Origin of the sequence: Bacillus salacetis, from assembly GCF_049177075.1 — a bacterium.
GTDB lineage: Bacteria > Bacillota > Bacilli > Bacillales > Bacillaceae_B > Rossellomorea > Rossellomorea salacetis_A.
This window is the reverse complement of the sequence record NZ_CP185377.1, coordinates 700,675-713,978: the sequence shown is the minus strand read 5'-3', so window position 1 is coordinate 713,978 and position 13,304 is coordinate 700,675. Positions and strand designations below refer to the sequence as shown.

10 protein-coding genes are annotated in these 13,304 nt (G+C 46.0%); 2 read left to right on the top strand and 8 right to left on the bottom strand.

Translation table 11 applies throughout. The features are described 5' to 3' along the window. Positions 1-119: 119 nt before the first annotated feature. The 3 genes from ACOJQI_RS03630 to ACOJQI_RS03620 form a co-directional block, all read right to left on the bottom strand. Positions 120-1,052, bottom strand: a complete 933-nt coding sequence (locus ACOJQI_RS03630) for a TRM11 family SAM-dependent methyltransferase (RefSeq protein WP_421383660.1) — start codon at positions 1,050-1,052, stop codon at positions 120-122. 111 nt (positions 1,053-1,163) lie between these two features. Further along, positions 1,164-3,407 (bottom strand): EAL domain-containing protein, encoded by a 2,244-nt coding sequence (locus tag ACOJQI_RS03625; protein WP_421383658.1) that lies wholly within the window; start codon positions 3,405-3,407, stop codon positions 1,164-1,166. A 253-nt stretch (positions 3,408-3,660) separates the two neighbouring features. Continuing rightward, positions 3,661-4,302: a vWA domain-containing protein gene (locus ACOJQI_RS03620; RefSeq protein WP_421383656.1), complete on the bottom strand. Its 642-nt coding sequence runs from the start codon at positions 4,300-4,302 to the stop codon at positions 3,661-3,663. 42 nt (positions 4,303-4,344) lie between these two features. Here ACOJQI_RS03620 and ACOJQI_RS03615 point away from each other — a divergent pair, with 42 nt between their 5' ends. Then, positions 4,345-4,854 carry a hypothetical protein gene (locus ACOJQI_RS03615; RefSeq protein ID WP_421383654.1) on the top strand — a complete coding sequence of 170 codons (510 nt, stop codon included), beginning with the start codon at positions 4,345-4,347 and terminating at the stop codon, positions 4,852-4,854. A gap of 68 nt (positions 4,855-4,922) precedes the next feature. Here ACOJQI_RS03615 and ACOJQI_RS03610 read toward each other — a convergent pair whose 3' ends face one another. Both ACOJQI_RS03610 and ACOJQI_RS03605 read right to left on the bottom strand, forming a co-directional pair. Continuing rightward, positions 4,923-5,885: an ATP-grasp domain-containing protein gene (locus ACOJQI_RS03610; RefSeq protein ID WP_421383652.1), complete on the bottom strand. Its 963-nt coding sequence runs from the start codon at positions 5,883-5,885 to the stop codon at positions 4,923-4,925. Further along, positions 5,878-6,942 (bottom strand): LLM class flavin-dependent oxidoreductase, encoded by a 1,065-nt coding sequence (locus ACOJQI_RS03605; RefSeq protein ID WP_421383650.1) that lies wholly within the window; start codon positions 6,940-6,942, stop codon positions 5,878-5,880. Before ACOJQI_RS03605 ends, ACOJQI_RS03610 begins: the two co-directional genes overlap by 8 nt. Before the next feature lie 263 nt (positions 6,943-7,205). On the opposite strand from ACOJQI_RS03605, the gene ACOJQI_RS03600 reads away from it, so the two are divergent. After that, entirely contained in the window at positions 7,206-7,379 is a 174-nt protein-coding gene (locus ACOJQI_RS03600; protein ID WP_421383648.1) for a hypothetical protein, read from the top strand. Between the two features lie 88 nt (positions 7,380-7,467). On the opposite strand, the gene ACOJQI_RS03595 is transcribed toward ACOJQI_RS03600, so the two are convergent. From ACOJQI_RS03595 to ACOJQI_RS03585, 3 genes are all read right to left on the bottom strand, one after another. Further along, a complete protein-coding gene (locus ACOJQI_RS03595) occupies positions 7,468-8,076 on the bottom strand; it encodes a DedA family protein (protein ID WP_421383646.1) in 609 nt (202 codons plus the stop codon). 272 nt (positions 8,077-8,348) lie between these two features. After that, a complete protein-coding gene (locus ACOJQI_RS03590) occupies positions 8,349-11,576 on the bottom strand; it encodes a BTAD domain-containing putative transcriptional regulator (protein ID WP_421383644.1) in 3,228 nt (1,075 codons plus the stop codon). Between the two features lie 215 nt (positions 11,577-11,791). Then, positions 11,792-13,294 (bottom strand): class I adenylate-forming enzyme family protein, encoded by a 1,503-nt coding sequence (locus ACOJQI_RS03585; RefSeq protein WP_421383642.1) that lies wholly within the window; start codon positions 13,292-13,294, stop codon positions 11,792-11,794. Between the last annotated feature and the right edge of the window lie 10 nt (positions 13,295-13,304).

Below are 13,304 nucleotides of genomic sequence, written 5' to 3'. Positions count from 1 at the left end.
TGGACACCTCATTTTTATATTTTCATAGTTAAATACATTCTGATTATACTTAATTTCGAGTGTCTAAGGAATTGTTTTTTATTGATAAAAAGCACCCGCCCTCTTAAGCAGGTGCCCATTCACACACATACTATTATTTCACGCATGAAATTCCCTTTTGTGACAACGCAGCGGTCTTCTATTGTAAAACCTGCCTGTTCAACGGCCGAATCGATTTTTTCCACAGTGACAATGACCAGCCGTTCAGTGAACCTTCTCGCACTTTCAAGCATTTCAAGCTGCTCCTGAGGGGTGATAACTGAGCAAAGGTTATAAGGCAGGTCAATTATGGCAGCATCATAGGTTCCTTTAACATCCCTTATATCTTTAAACTCCACGTGCCCATGCAGTCCGAAGTGTTTAATATTTTCCTTTGCCCCAGGGATGACAAGAGGATTGATGTCACTGCCTTCAATATCGATTCCCATTGATAAGTCCTCGACCAATACGGTTCCTATCCCGCAGCAGGGGTCGATCACCTTTTTGCCTATAGGATCCGGGACCGCAATATTGACAACCGCCCGGGCAATCCGGGTGCTTAATGCCGTTGAGTAACTGTTAGGCTTTTGCTGATGCTTCAGCCATATTGCTTCGTTTTTAATATACTTACCGAAGATCCAGCGGCAGTTCACCTTTTTAATTCCAAGAAGAATTCCTGGATTATGGAGGTCTGCTTTCCCTTTAACGCTCAAACCGACTTCACGTTCTGCTTTCCTGCGCTCTTCAAAGCCCGTCTTATCGCTGTCTATAAAAATAGGATCCTTTACATAGATGACTTTAAAAGTCGATTGCAGTTCAGGCAGCGCTTTAACCTGTTGGGCTAAGTCTTGAAGAGTTTCAGCTTCACAGAGCACTTCAATGCGCTCCCTTATAAAAGGGCTGCGATTTGGATCCACCTTCAACGCACTTTCAAGGATGTTGGACTCTGAACCCTTTCCAAAAAGGGTCCTCATCTCCATCGCGCACAAGTGCCTTTCGTTTTCATCCCAGGAATAATTGTAGACATAGTTCATTTACGTTTCTCCTTTACCCCATTAAAGCACTAAAAGGGACAGTCCCTCTTAGTGCTTTAAAACGTTAATGCGTTATCACGCTGGGGGACTGTCCCCCATCGCGGTGATGCGTTAGTCGGTGGAAGAGCCCTTTAATTTACTTCTGATATAGGCTTCCAATTGGTCCGCCGGCAATGGACGGCTGTAGTAAAAGCCCTGTCCGATGCTGCAGGAATTCTGCAGCAGGAAGTCCACCTGCTCTTTTTCTTCCACACCTTCAGCTATAATGGCAAAATTCATATTTATCCCCAGGTCAATAATGGTTTTGACGATGGAACCATTTTTAGAGTGCCTGGAATGATCGATGATGTCATCTACAAATGATTTATCAATTTTAATATGGTCAATCGGAAGAAATCTCAAGTTATTCAAAGAAGAGAACCCTGTTCCAAAATCATCGATGCTGATGGTTACGCCCAGTTCCTTTAGGCTGTACAGGATTCTGGATGATCTGTTGAAGTCCTGCATGATGCTTTCGGTGATTTCCAATTCCAGCTGGGCAGGATTCATTTCTGCCTCTTTTAAAAGGTTCTGGACAAATTCCACAAAGTCATCATCCTGAAGCTGCCTTACAGAAATATTGACAGCTACAGGGATGGAACCAGCCCCGTTCCTTTCCCACTCTTTACTTTGTCTGCAAGCCTCCTGCAGGACCCACTTTCCAATCGGGACAATCAGTCCGGTCTCTTCTGCGAGAGGAATGAATTCCCCCGGGGAAATCATCCCCAGGTCAGGGTGCTCCCAGCGAATCAACGCCTCCACCCCTAGGATATCTCCTGTTTCCAGGTTTACTTTAGGCTGGTAATGAAGGTTGAGCTGGTTGAATTCCAGCGACTTCCTGAGTTTATTTTCAAGATCCATTTTTCTTGAAGAATAACGGTTCAGTTCACTGTTATAGAACTGGAAATTATTCTTCCCGCGTTCTTTTGCCAAATACATAGCTGTATCTGCATGCTTGATCAATGTTTCCTGGTCCTCACCATCACTTGGATACATGCTGATTCCAATGCTTGGTGTCACAAAAAATTCCTGTCCGGATATTTCAATCGGCCGGGCAAAACTCTGCAGTAGTTGTGTTGAAATATAAGAAACCCTTTCCCTGTTGCTGCCTTCCAGAAGGATGATGAATTCGTCGCCTCCCTGCCTGAACACCTCTCCTTCCTTTTCAATCGCCGATTTTAACCGCTGAGCCACTTCTACAAGAAGCTGATCTCCTGTTGAGTGACCCTTCGTATCATTGATCACTTTGAAACGGTCCAGATCGAGGAACAGTATGGCAAATGAATCGGCCTCAGGGTTCTTAATGAATTCATCCAGGTTCTTTTTGAACATATTCCGATTCGGCAGGCCTGTCAAAGTATCATAATAGGCCATTTCCCGGATGGTTTCTTCGGATTTTTTCCTCTCGGTAATATCCCTTCCTACCAACTGGATTGCTGACTTTCCGCCGTAAAGGATGGGCATGGCTGAAACTTCGACATCTATTAACTTCCCATCAAAACGGGATGCCTTAACTTCGAAAATCAAATTATCGGGTTTCTCACGCTCACTGAATCTATTTACCGATTCCCTGATCATCTGAGCGTCTTCCTCACTGACAATCCTTGAAACATTCCCGTTTATCAGTTGGGCGGAGTTTTCCGCGCCAAGTACCCTGCTCCCAGTCTCATTAATATAAATGAACTTCCCATTTCGGGTGACTGCAATAATATCCGGCGACATTTCCACCAGGCTTCGATATCGGTCCTCGCTCTCTTTTCGGTCTGTAATATCAAACAAGACGCTGGAAAAATAAATGAGATTTCCTTTTTCATCAAGGGTCGGGATGCCTCTATCCTTTATCCAGCGGATATTCCCATCCGGCTTGATGATCCGGTATGTACTTGTACAGGGGGTTCCTGACTGGATAACTTTTTGTCTCTCTGCTTGTATTTCTAAGTCATCAGGATGGATGACTTTTTTCCACAGAAAATAATCTTGGTAAAAATCCTCCAGCTTTCTTCCGTACAGTTTTTCAATTCCAGGAGTGATCAAGAGCTTATCGGACTTAAGGTCATGCGACCATATAGCGACATCCAGGGACTCAAAAATATTATTCAACTTCTGGTTGCTTTCCCTTAGCTCGCTTGTTGTTTGAAAAATCCCCTTCAGCATGAAATAGACCAGTGCCAGGGTGATGATCGTCAGAAACACTTGCATAATCAGGTTGGCAAAATTCTCTACCGGAAAATACAATCCGAGAATCAACTGGAATATCTGTATTAAAATCACAATGAAAACTATATTCATAAATGAACCATTTGTTTTAGTACCCACTATCTTTGAGCTCCCTAATTAAAAGTCTGCTGACAGACCTGATTTTCTTCATATATATAATATCGACAAAAATCGAAAAAGAATTAGCGGTCCGGGTTATAGTCAGTCTAACTCTATAAAGAAAGCCAAACAAGCAATTAAAATGGGTGACTTTAACACATTAACGCACGATAGGGGACTGTCCCTCTTAGCCGATTAACGCGTTAAAGCAGCGGGGGACAGTCCCCCGCTGCTTTAAAGGACTGAAGTGCCCTCAGTATTTTTCTCTGATTTCCGATACAGCTTCACTCATTTTCGTGTACATTTTTTCTACGCCATCTTCTGTAGCCTCGAAGTCATAGGCATTTTCCGCGCTGATGCCCAGATGGGCGGCTTCCTGTGCAACATCAATATTGGCTCCCATGAAGATGAATTCCCAGCTGTATTTTCCCTGCTGGTGCTTGATCATTTCGTTGATTTTTTCATAGCTGAATTCCCGGCTCGCATTCTCCATTCCGTCGGTGGTAATGGCAAAGATCACATTGCCGGGACGGCTGCCTTCTGGAGTCCCCGCAAGTCTCTGTCCCACTTCCATAATCGTTCTACCTATAGCATCCAGCAATGCCGTGCAGCCCCTTACGTAATATTCCTTGTCCGTCAGTGTTACTTCCTCGGCTGGTGCCCCCTGCCAAAGCACCTCGTACCGGTCATCAAATAGAACAGTTGTGACAAGTGTTTTCCCTTCCAGTTCTGACTGTCTTTTTACAAATCCATTAAAGCCCCCGATTGTATCCTTTTCAAGTCCTGCCATGGAACCGCTTCGATCAAGAAGGAACACCACTTCTGTCAGATTCTTATTCATTTCATCCATCTCCTTCAACGGGTTGATGGTATAATCATACCTAACCGCATCCATATTTTGGTCGCCTGATGAGCGACATTTTCGGAGGTGATATTCATGCAGCTGGACAAAAGATTTCTGGAAGAATTAAAAGAATACATTCAAAGGCATCAGGAAGAAGCCGCCCTGCCGGTTTGTGAATCGTCCTTCCGAATAGAAAGTGAACTGCTGGACGATGCCAAATATAGCAGTGAATTGGAGGATTTCATCAGCGAAAATGAACAGCCTTCATTCAGCCAGGAGCTGTTCAGCATCATCGATGAAAAAGGGCTGACCGACCCCGAAGTTTACAGAAGAGCAGGGATTGACCGGAAGCTCTTTTCAAAAATCCGTTCAAAACCCGATTACCGTGTCGGCAGGAACACTGCGATTGCCTTGGCTCTAGCTCTTGAACTCGAGCAAGATAAGACCGATGATTTATTGAACACAGCCGGTTATTCTCTCTCCTACAGTGACTCCTATGACTTGGTGATCCGATTTTGTATAGAGAAAAAAATCTATGATATTGACTACGTAAATGATGCATTGGATTCTTTCAGGTTGAAGCCGTTGACGGGAATCGGCTGAGCTATTTCGCTTTAGCACATTAACGCGCCGGGGGACAGTCCCCCGGCGCGTTAATTCGTTAAAGTGCTTTATATTGTAACGTGTTCTTTTACACTCAGTTTCTCCAGTTCCTGCTCAAGATACTTCGCAAGTTCCAACATGCCATATTTTCCGGCTCTTGCTTCCGCATCGGAATTATAGTTTGTATTGGTATTGATATCATAGGTGTAAATACTGCCATCCTGGTCATAAATGAATTCAATGCCGGCAACTTTGATGTCATTGGCTGCCAGTACGTTCTCGTATTTTTCCAAAATAGGATCGAGGAAACCTTCTATGACCTGGAACTTTGGTTTTTCTGCAGGCTGTTCTTCCCCAACAGGGCAGAACAGGTCACCGATGGAGCATGCATCCGCCGGGCAAAGCTCAAATCCTTCCGACGTATCGACCCTGACTGCATAGACGAACTTGCCGCCGACAAATTCACAGCGTGTGATGAAGCTTTCCGGTGCCTGGATATATTCCTGGATCAATGTCACTCCGTCTACAGGCTCTTCAAATTCCGGACCTTCTACATAACTCCGCAGGCTCTCAATATTTTGGAACAACTGCACTCCCAAGCCTTTGCCGGCACGGTTGTGTTTTGTGATGAACGGTTTGCCTTCGAATGATTCCGCAGCTTTCAGGATCTGCTCCCTCCCTACTGCAGCAACCGTTTTCGGTGTCGGCACTCCATGCTTATTCAACTCAAGATACTGTTTTACTTTGCTGACTTCAAGTTCAAGCGCGCGGCTGCCGTTCACGACTTTCCGTCCATGAGCCTCAAGCCATGCCAGTACCTGGCCGGTATATTCAGCTGCAAATCGGTTTCCTCTTGTATGCGATGAAGCACTCATTCTGCTGTAAAAAATGCCTTCCGGCGGTTCCTGTGAAAGGTCCAGTGTCCCTTCACTCAGATGCCATTCTTCGTAAGGCAGTCCCAGCTCTTCCAATCGATTCGTCAGGTGAACAGTCCACTCGCTGTTTTCATGAATTACATAGATTTTACTCAACGGAAAGCACTCCCTCTGCTGTTTTTCGTTTTTCTTCTACCAAAGGCATAACCTGTTTTGCAAAGCGTTCCATTTCTTCAAGCTGCGGCGAGAATTGAAGGAGCAGCAAGTCCAGTCCCGCATTCTCATATTCTAAGATTCTATCAGCAATCTGCTCCGGAGTTCCGATCAGATTTGGACGAAGACCCCTGTTGGATACAGAGTAATCCTGCAGCTGAATCTGCTGTTCAAGCTGGGATTTGCTTGTGAAATCCTTGAAGCCTGAGTAAGCATCGGATTCTTTTACCTCAGTGATTCTTGCCAATTCCTCCATCGCTTCTTCTTCCGTATCGCGGCAGATGACATAGGCAGCCATACCAAATGAACTCAATTCCGGATTGTCCGTTTTTTCTCTTCTGGATTTCATATCCGCTACTTTTGTCTGAATTTCTTTCACAGTCCCGCCATGCATGACATAAGCGTCACATTTTTCAACGATGGTCGATTTTCCTTTTTCACTTTCTCCGCCGGCATAAAGAATCGGATTTGGTCTTTGAAACGGTTTTGGGAATAGTTTCGTATCTTCGAGCTGATAAAATTGGCCTTCATAAGAGAAGGAATCCTCTGACCACAGACCTTTTAACACATCGATGAACTCCCTTGTGCGGTCGTAACGCTCATCGTGTTCAGTAAAAGCACCGCCGTATTGACGGGCCTCTTCCGCCCACCAAGCTGAAACGACATTCAACGTGAAGCGCCCTTTGCTCAGTTGATCAATGTTCGCCGCCATTTTAGCTGTTACTGCAGGATTATGGAAACCCGGGCGGATCGCAGTCATGATTTCCAATTTATCGGTCACCGCAGCAAGTGCGGCAGCTGTGGTCCAGGCCTCTAAAGAATCTTCAGATTGACCTTTTATATCGTTTAAATAAAGTTCCGCAATCAGGGTTGTGGAATATCCCCACTTTTCCGCTGATGTGGCAACCTTTTCGGCATATTCATAAGCGGCCGGCATGTTTTCATCCTCAACATTTCGCAACCATCCTCCAAAAATCGGTAACCAAAAGCCATACTTCATTGTGCCTCTCTCCTCACTCGTCTAATCTCTACTATTCCAACCGTATTTGTCGGTTTTAAAATAGATAATATTTCAAATTGGATTAATTGTCAATCAAATTAACCAAAAATAGGTGATAGTCATTCGACAAAAACCGGGGCGTGACTGTCACTAAGAAGGAAATACCCAGCATCAGGGAGAAGTTAATAAGGGAGTATAATTGAAATGAGGGAACCGGTCTATAGATTGACCGTAAAAAATAATCAACGCTTGGAGAGAAAGCAATGTTCGTTAAAAAGAGAAAGGAACGGAGAAAAAGGAAAAAATCAGAAGGAACCTACACGTTTTGGGATGTAATAGGCGACGTCCTTATCTGGGTGCCTGAACTGATCATCTGGCCATTCCGCATACTCTGGTATTTGCTGAGAGGGATAATGAATTTCTTCGACTGGACATGAAGGATAAGCACAATCAATACAAAAACAAAAACCGCACTGCTCTTCCAATGAGCAGCGCGGTTTTTTCTTTAGCACTTTAAAGCCATTCTTAAGATTTCTTCTTCTTTTTAATGAAATAAACGAGAAAAGCAATAACAAACACAGCAATGACGGCATAGGCGATATTGGAGTAGATGTCCATATACGCTACGATGTCTTCCCACGACTCACCGACCTGTGCACTCAGATTGACCAGCACGATGTTCCAGATGAAGGTTCCGGCAGTGGTAAAAATAAGAAACGGAATGAATTTCATGTTGGACATCCCCGCTGGAATGGAGATCAAGCTCCTGATCAGCGGTACGAAACGGCAGAAAAACACCGACCAATATCCATACTTATCAAACCAGGCATCCGCTTTGTGGATATCTTCTTTGGTGAGACGGAGGATATGCCCCCATTTGTCCACAATCTTTTCCATGCGCTCAACATCCAGAAGCCGGCCCAGGCCGTATAAAGCAATCGCTCCAATCACAGAACCGAGTGTAGCGGCAATCACGACTCCAGTAATCGATAACCCTGAGGTGGTTGTAACAAAACCGCCGAACGTCAATATCACTTCAGAAGGAATGGGCGGAAAGATATTTTCCAATGCAATCAAAAGGAAAATTCCTGCATACCCAAACTTGTCTATAATCTCAATCAACCAGTTCTCCATAAAAGTCTCCTCAATATTTATAGGTGATAGTGCTTGTTTATATTAGTTTCTGTCCCCTCTGGTCGGGTGTTCAAAACCTCTGTTGCTTACTCGTCTATTGTTACCCAGCTTGTCCAAAAGCGCAATCAGATATTTTTGGCATCCTCACACCATTCCCTTTACCACATTAAAGTGCGAAAAGGGACAGTCCCTTTTCGCACGGTAACGCATTAACGCACTGGGGGACTGTCACCCAGTGCGTTAGTGTGTTAAAGTATTCAGTTTTCTCCGGTTCACCACATATCGAGATCGGCGGCTTCGGTGATCATGTTGTACATGTCACGGGTTGCCTCCATCGGTTCCACTCCGAGCTCGGCATTCAGCACTTTCCTGCATTTGTTATACCACTTGATGGCCTGTGGCCTGTTGTTTTTCTGATAGTAACAAAACATCAGCAGGCGGTAGGCTTCTTCCCATGTATCCTCTTCCATCAGAATGCGTTCACACCAATGAATGCATGTTTCATAGTCTGACAGCCTGACAGATACTTGAGCCAGCATTTCCGCTGCCCGCAGGAAAATGACCTGAAGGCGTTCCCTCTCTGTCAGGCACCAGTCCGCAAACCGGTGATCGGGCAGGTAATCCCCTTCATACAGCTTCAATCCTTTCTCGAGGAGCTCCTTTGCCTGATAGGGATCTTTCTCGGTCAAGCCTTCCATTACCCATTCCTCAAACAAGACGGTATCAAGCTGATAAACCGCCTCGGGATTGATTCCATAGAAAGCCCCATTCCGCCTGATAAAATAGGATTCCTCCCGTGCTTTCCGGTACGGCTCGATCGTCTTCAAGAGCGAATTCAAGGAAACTTTGAAACTGCGATTCGCCGCATCCTCATCCTGGTCGGGCCAGATTTCGCGGAAAATCTCTTCGCGGTCAACCAGCTTATGTTTATTGGTGATAAAAAACTCAAAGAGCTCTTTCGCTTTCCCCCGCTGCCAATCACCCTCGTTCACCACCCGGTTTCCAAGCTGCAGGCTGAATTTCCCCAACGTCTGAACCTTAAGTGTATAGCCAGGGTGATTTTCAATCGCTGCAAAACCAAGCTCAGCAATAAATGAGCTGTGTATATTGTTCTTCTGCGCCTTTACCAGCAAGGGCACAAAATTCTGGATATCGGATGGCCCGAACGTGGTCCTCCTTGTCAGAAAGTACTGATACTCCCCTGCCTGCAGTTCATTCAGAAACTGCTTCATCTCATGATTAAACACATCTTCCGGCCCGGTTTCATAGGCAGCATACGCTTTCCAAAATGATGTCAGCATCATCCCATATCGGTCCCCGCAGGCTTCAAACTGGTTTCCTGCTTCCGCCAGCACCTCATAAGCTGATTCATATTTTTCACAATAGACAGCGGAAATCCCCATACAGAGCTGAATCAGTGTCGATAACCAGACATCTTTCACTCTTTCCGTTTCGTATAAGCCTTTTTGTCCCGCTTCTATCGCTTTTTCATAGTGCCCCTGCTTTCCGTACAGGATGCAGAGCCCCATGTAAGGTTCCGCCTTCCCCCTCGGTACATCGATGGTGTCCATTATATCAAGGGAAGTCTTATAGCATTTTTCTGCCAGGAACGGTTCGTATCGTTCAATCAATTGTACGGCATGCCCCATCCTCATCCAGCCGCAGGCTTCCACAAAAGGAGACTGAATGTCCATCCCGAGTTTCATCCCCTGTTCGGCATATTTTTTGCTTTCCTCGGGGATGCCCCTGAACGCTTCTATGATGGATAACAGGATATCGGTTTCTCTATGGGACTGAGAAATATGGGCACTGGCGCTGTTCATACTGATGTTCTTTCGTTTTAAAAGAAGCTCGCGTGCCTTGTTCAGCCTGCCCGTACGCAAATAAATCCTTGCCTTAAGATTACCTTCCTCCAACGGGAGATTTAACTTTTCCGCCCGCTGATACCATTTCTCCGCTTTCACTGCCTGTCCTGAGTTGAGAAGGTTTTCCGAAAGGAGCTGATACAGCTTGGCCATCTCTTCTTTATTCTCATTCGAGTTCTCCCTCAAGGTTATCGCCCTCTGGAGAACCCGCTCTGCCTTATCCGGCTGAATCGTATCCAGATAAATCCGCGCAACTCCTTCGAGCGCAATGCTCATCAGATAATGATTGCCCGTCTCTTCACCGATCTCAATCGCCCTCTGATAACAGGATTCCGCCCATTCATACGATGACCGCAGCCTGCTGATTTCCCCTTGATAGAACCACAGCATTGGGAATTTATGTTTCAACTCTTCCGGAATGGGTTTCAGATAGTCCAACAGAGTCTGAAGCTTTCCCCTTTGAAGAAGGTCCCGCCCGTGCTCGCTGATCACCCTGGCGCCATATCCATATTCACCGATTCGAAGATAGTGGTGAAGGGCATTTTCAATATCATCTTTTTCAAAAAACTTGGCTGCTTTCCGGTTCAGTTCGGCAAAATCCTGCTCCCGCTCCCTTTGCAGCCTGTTTTGTAAAAACTCCTTGAACAGCGCATGATAACGAAATTTCCGGCCATCTATCTCCTGGATGAAAACATTCTGCCGGGACAGATTCGTTAAAATAGATTCCGAGTTTGCCATGCCCAATACCGCATCACAAACTTCCGGCGACAGTTCTTCCAAAATGCTCGTCTTCAGCAAAAATTCCTGGTCCGTGAAAGGCTGCTTTGACAGGACCTCCATTGCTAAAAAGTCAAACAGATCCTGAAGGGTTTCCGAGCGGCTGTCCAGGAAACTCCCTGAAACAGCACTGCTCCGCAAGTTTCCGACAAGCATATGCACCGCAATCGCCCAGCCCTCTGTCAGCTGGTGAATCCGCTGCAGTTCCTCTGGTTTGATCGTAATTTCATAGATATCTTCCAGCAAGTGCTCGATTTCAGCGTGACTCAACGCAAGGTCATCCTGGGTGATTTCAAGCAGTTCCCCCTTCACTTTCAAGGATGTCAAGATCCCCCAAGAGGGCTTGTTTCGGCTTGAAATGACCAGATGCAGATTTGAAGGGATATACTCAAGGAAATGCTTCATCCACTTTTCAACGACCAGCGACTTTTGGACATGATGATAGTCATCAAGGATCACTGCGATCTGGCTTTGAAGGCCGACCAGCTCGTTGACAAACATCGAAATCAGTGACCACATCTGGTCGTCACTGATCTGGTTATCCATCATTTGGAGTTCGGCCAGGACAACCTGCCCAAACGCAGGATGTTTCGCCTTTATGGCATGTACGAGCTTTGTTAAAAACGGAATGATATCATCGTCGTGGGGTGAGATCGAGTACCAGCAGGAACCCTTTTGGATTTCATGGGCAAAAAGTGTGAGAGCTGTGCTTTTTCCATAACCTGCCCGTGCATGAAGAAGTGTAAGGGGATAGTGGGGAATAGAGGCAAGTTTTTTATGCAGAGCTGCCCGCCGCATAAAACTTTCCTTCACAGGCGGCGGCATCAACTGACTTTGTATGACCGGTATAACTCCCATCCATTTTACCTCCTTTCTATTATGTTATTAACCTGGTACCTATCTTTAAAATATATGCTCAATAAGCCTGAGCCTGTACAAAAAAATCTTTCTTTTGTAATTCGATAAATTTCACTGTAATCCTTTTTGAAAATGGGTGGTAACCGGACTCTATCAGCCGGTCTCCCAAAAAACAAAAAGCACCCGTCCACAATCGGAAGTGGCGGGCTGCTTTTCTACGTTACCTTATCCAATCTTTTTCGCAACTCATTCTTGTTGATTTTACCGACATGGGTCTTCGGCAGCTGGTCGATGATGTAAAAGCTCTTCGGTATCTTATATTTTGTCAGTTTCCTTTTACAGTAGTCTTCCAGCTCTTCTGCTTTGAGGGCGGCTCCCCCTTTGGCGGCAACAAATGCGACGACCTTCTCGCCCCATTTCTCATCCGGGATGCCGATCACCGCCACTTCGTCGACATCCTCATGGGAATCGATCCAGTTTTCGATTTCCAAAGGATAGACATTTTCGCCGCCCGTGATGATCATATCCTTTTTCCTGCCGACGATATAGTAGTAGCCGTCTTCTTCTTTTCTGGCGAGGTCCCCCGTATGAAACCAGCCATCCTTCCAAGCCTGTTCTGTCTCCTCTTCTTTATTCCAATAGTATTCGAATAAGTGGCTGCCGCGAAGATAAAGCTCCCCGACTTCCCCAGCACCTGCTTCTCCACCATTCTCCCTTACAATTTTCACGGTATTGAAAAGCATCGGCTTGCCGACTGAACCAGGGCGAATGGCTGCTTCTCCAGGATCGATGTAAAAATTATTCGGGCCCGCTTCGGTCAGCCCATATCCTTCTTTAAACGCCAGGCCTTTGCTGCTGAATGTATCATAAATACCCCGTGGACAGGGAGCGCCTCCCGAGAGAAACACTTTCATGTCCGGGAATTTGGCCTTTTTAAAATCCTTTGTCCCCGTCAGCATGTGATACATGGTCGGAACGAACAGCACGATCGAGCATCTGTATTCAATGAGGTCTTTGACTGCCTGCTCCGGGTTGAATCCAGGTGACAGAACCACAGTGCCCCCGGCAACCAGGATCGGAATCGACAAGGCATTAAGCCCCCCGGTATGAAACATCGGGATGCACGTCAGCGTTGTATCCTTATCAGTGAGATTCCAGCTCACAATTGTATTGATGGCATTCCACATGATCGAACGATGCGAGAGGACCGCTCCTTTCGGATGTCCTGTGGTTCCGCCTGTATAGATCATGGCAAGAGGGTCGGATTCAACCAATCCGGGATTCAATACGTCCTCATCAGCCGGAAATTGATCCAGATAGTGATTCGAATCAATTTCAATGAGGTAAAAATCTTCCTGGAGCTGACTGGCCTGTTCCACAAACCCCGTCTCCACCCCCATGACGACCGGCGCGGCATCCCTTACGACAAACTGAAGTTCATCAGGCGACATCCGCCAGTTCAGCGGCACGAAAATCGCGCCAATTTTTAAACAGGCAAACAAAAAGTCAAAATAGCTAATATGATTCTGGGTAAATAAAGCAATCCGGTCTCCTTTTTCCACACCCTGTTTGAGAAACAAGCTTGCCAGCCTGGAAGAACGCCCCTCCAGCTCGCTGTATGTCCAGGAATCCTTTGTGGCGGAATCAATGACAGCGCATTTCGCCGGGAACAAATCGGATCTGCTCTTCACCCAATCGGTTTCGTAGCTCACTCCCATCTCTCCCCTT

Coding starts and splice junctions, on each gene's coding strand:
- ACOJQI_RS03630 (WP_421383660.1), bottom strand. CDS start 1,052: ATGAACTATGTCTACAATTATTCCTGGGATGAAAACGAAAGGCACTTG.
- ACOJQI_RS03595 (WP_421383646.1), bottom strand. CDS start 8,076: ATGGAGAACTGGTTGATTGAGATTATAGACAAGTTTGGGTATGCAGGA.
- ACOJQI_RS03590 (WP_421383644.1), bottom strand. CDS start 11,576: ATGGGAGTTATACCGGTCATACAAAGTCAGTTGATGCCGCCGCCTGTG.
- ACOJQI_RS03600 (WP_421383648.1), top strand. CDS start 7,206: ATGTTCGTTAAAAAGAGAAAGGAACGGAGAAAAAGGAAAAAATCAGAA.
- ACOJQI_RS03620 (WP_421383656.1), bottom strand. CDS start 4,302: ATGGATGCGGTTAGGTATGATTATACCATCAACCCGTTGAAGGAGATG.
- ACOJQI_RS03585 (WP_421383642.1), bottom strand. CDS start 13,294: ATGGGAGTGAGCTACGAAACCGATTGGGTGAAGAGCAGATCCGATTTG.
- ACOJQI_RS03615 (WP_421383654.1), top strand. CDS start 4,345: ATGCAGCTGGACAAAAGATTTCTGGAAGAATTAAAAGAATACATTCAA.
- ACOJQI_RS03605 (WP_421383650.1), bottom strand. CDS start 6,942: ATGAAGTATGGCTTTTGGTTACCGATTTTTGGAGGATGGTTGCGAAAT.